The following is a 2,547-nucleotide window of genomic DNA, read 5'->3' on the forward strand; positions in this document are numbered from 1 at the left end:
CTGTCGTCTGGTTCAGAAGTTCCAAACCACACACCGTCCTCGCTGGTCTTTCCTGCGTTGGTATTGTGCTTGTGAGAAGCCCAGTCAGCAGAAGTGGAGAATTGCCCGTTATCATCAGTTACGACAACATGACTTTCGCCCGTCGTCTTGCTTGTGATCCTAAAGGGAACATCAGCAAGACGCTTGTGTGTGCCTGCACCGATTTTCACGCCCTCAATATCTCCACGCTTAATCTGATTGTAGATAGAATGGGCTTCGTCGGTTAAGTCCACGATTTTTCCATTTTCTGTGATTGCAAAATCAATCGGCTTTGCACCGTCTGTCAAATATCCGTCTGGAGCTTCACTCTCAATGATACGGAATTTTCCATAAGGTAAGAGGTCAGAAGAAGTAGAAGCGACACCCTCAATATCTGTACGAATTGTTTTTACCACTTCATTTTTCTTGTATAACTTGCCCTCAACCAATACCGCATTATCATTTAAGGAAATGATGTCAAAGGCAGTATCTTTCAAGGTTGCACTTCCTTGTGGCTTCGTGTCGCCCGTTTCTAAATCTCGTTTCTGAATTTTCACACCGCCACGGATAACCTTGTCTGATACGGAAAACTGGTTACTTCCAGATAGTACGGCAAGGTCGCCGTCCTCGGTAATCTGTGTTACATATAAGCCTTTTATCTGTTCGGACTTATCGCCAGCCTGCATATATGCACCCTCTAACAAGTAGCCGTTTGGAGCTTTTGTTTCTTCTACGGTTAGTGTTCCAAGTGGAAGAACCGCCTTGCCGTCCTGCATATAGAAGCTGTCGCCAGATACTTTGTATGTGTCCGCTAATTTTGTGATGTAATGAGTTGTCCCGTCGCTGTCTGTTTCAGCGATTGTCTTTGTAACCCATGTACGAGTAGCTTCGGCAGGGAGATTGTCTTTATTATAGAAGCCTGCATAATACTTCCATGTAAATTCCGCACCTGCTAGAGAAGCGTTCCCCTGCGGATTGTCTTTCTGTGTTTCCATATCAATCTTGAAAAGCTCAATCAAAGTGTCTGTTACCTTTGGTGTATCAGATACGTTCAAAGTCGCTGTTTCGCCAGCTTTGATTGTCAATGGATAGACTTTTTTATCCACTTTATATCCTGCTGGTGCGGATAATTCCTTGATATAGACTGTGCCTGCCGTTACCTCTGCAACATCTGTATTTCCGTTTTCATCAGTCGTAAGGGTGGCAAGCTGTTTTGTGCAGTCCTTATATGTGTTTCCATATCAATCTTGAAAAGCTCAATCAAAGTGTCTGTTACCTTTGGTGTATCAGATACGTTCAAAGTCGCTGTTTCGCCAGCTTTGATTGTCAATGGATAGACTTTTTTATCCACTTTATATCCTGCTGGTGCGGATAATTCCTTGATATAGACTGTGCCTGCCGTTACCTCTGCAACATCTGTATTTCCGTTTTCATAAGTCGTAAGGGTGGCAAGCTGTTTTGTGCAGTCCTTATCAGCAAAGACACCGTATGTTGCACCAGCGATTGAGTAATTCCCGTTACCGTCTGTAATGCTGGTATTACTGGAAATCTTTTTAAGTTTCGCATTTCCGACATTTAATTTCGCCCAGAATTGCCCCAATTCCTGACCCTCGCCAGAGTAGATATAACCGCCACATTCATAGCGTCCTTTATTTTCTTTGACAAAGGCTCTTGCACCAGAGAAAACTTCGTCCTGCGTTGCCTTTGGAATTTCATCATAAGAAGCTCGCACGTTATCACATTGCCAGCCGAGATGTACGCTCAATCTCTGCCAGACAACAAGCTGTCTTAAAAGGTAAGCGTGATTTTTGCTTATTCCGCTGTGGCTGTCTGTGTACTGTTTTACATATTCGATAGATAAGGCAACGTCGCTTATCTGGTCGGCACTCATACGGGTGCTTGCGTCAGCTCTGGTCTTATAGCCATTCTTAAAGTCTGTGTTAATGTCGATACAGTAAGCGTCCTCGCCCTCAACGGTCAAATGTCCCTCGTTAAAGGTAGAACCAATCGAACCGTCATTCATTACTTTTTCAACGATACCGACACGCTCTTTTGACTCCGTCCAGTATTGCTTGCTTTCTGCATGAACGGGTGTCGTCGGTAAAGCAGTAACGACAGTTGCAAGAGCTAAGAAGCCCGTACACAATCGTTTCCATGTCTTTTTCATAAATCTAATGCTCCTTTCATTTTTGGTAATAAAATAGCCGTCCAATAAGAACGGCTGGAAATAGAAAAGGAACGTCATTTTAGGCGTTCCATAGTCTATAAAATATTCAATTTTTTTTACTGATGTGTTACTCATCAAAATCTCAAATTAAGGTTATTTGACACCAATTTTGACACCAATTTTTTGTATATTGACGATTTTTGATGAAATGTGATAAATTCATAAAACCCGTGAAAAGCCTGTAAATAGGCACTTTACGGCACTCTATGAACTAAGACAAAAGCTACGCTGTAATAACAAGAGGTGAGTGCTAATTATTTTGTGAAAAATTTGTGAAGCCTTGATTTTACGGGCTTCACAGG

The 2,547-nt window shown here is 42.5% G+C and carries 2 pseudogenes; both read right to left on the bottom strand.

The features are described 5' to 3' along the window. Nucleotides 1–1,244 (bottom strand): annotated as a pseudogene (locus tag DWW13_RS15755) (SrtB-anchored collagen-binding adhesin); the annotation flags it as partial. 5 nt (nucleotides 1,245–1,249) lie between these two features. Then, nucleotides 1,250–2,185 (bottom strand): annotated as a pseudogene (locus tag DWW13_RS15760) (SrtB-anchored collagen-binding adhesin); the annotation flags it as partial. Nucleotides 2,186–2,547: the final 362 nt, after the last annotated feature.

The organism is Blautia sp. AF14-40 (assembly GCF_003479665.1).
Lineage (GTDB): Bacteria > Bacillota > Clostridia > Lachnospirales > Lachnospiraceae > Fusicatenibacter > Fusicatenibacter saccharivorans.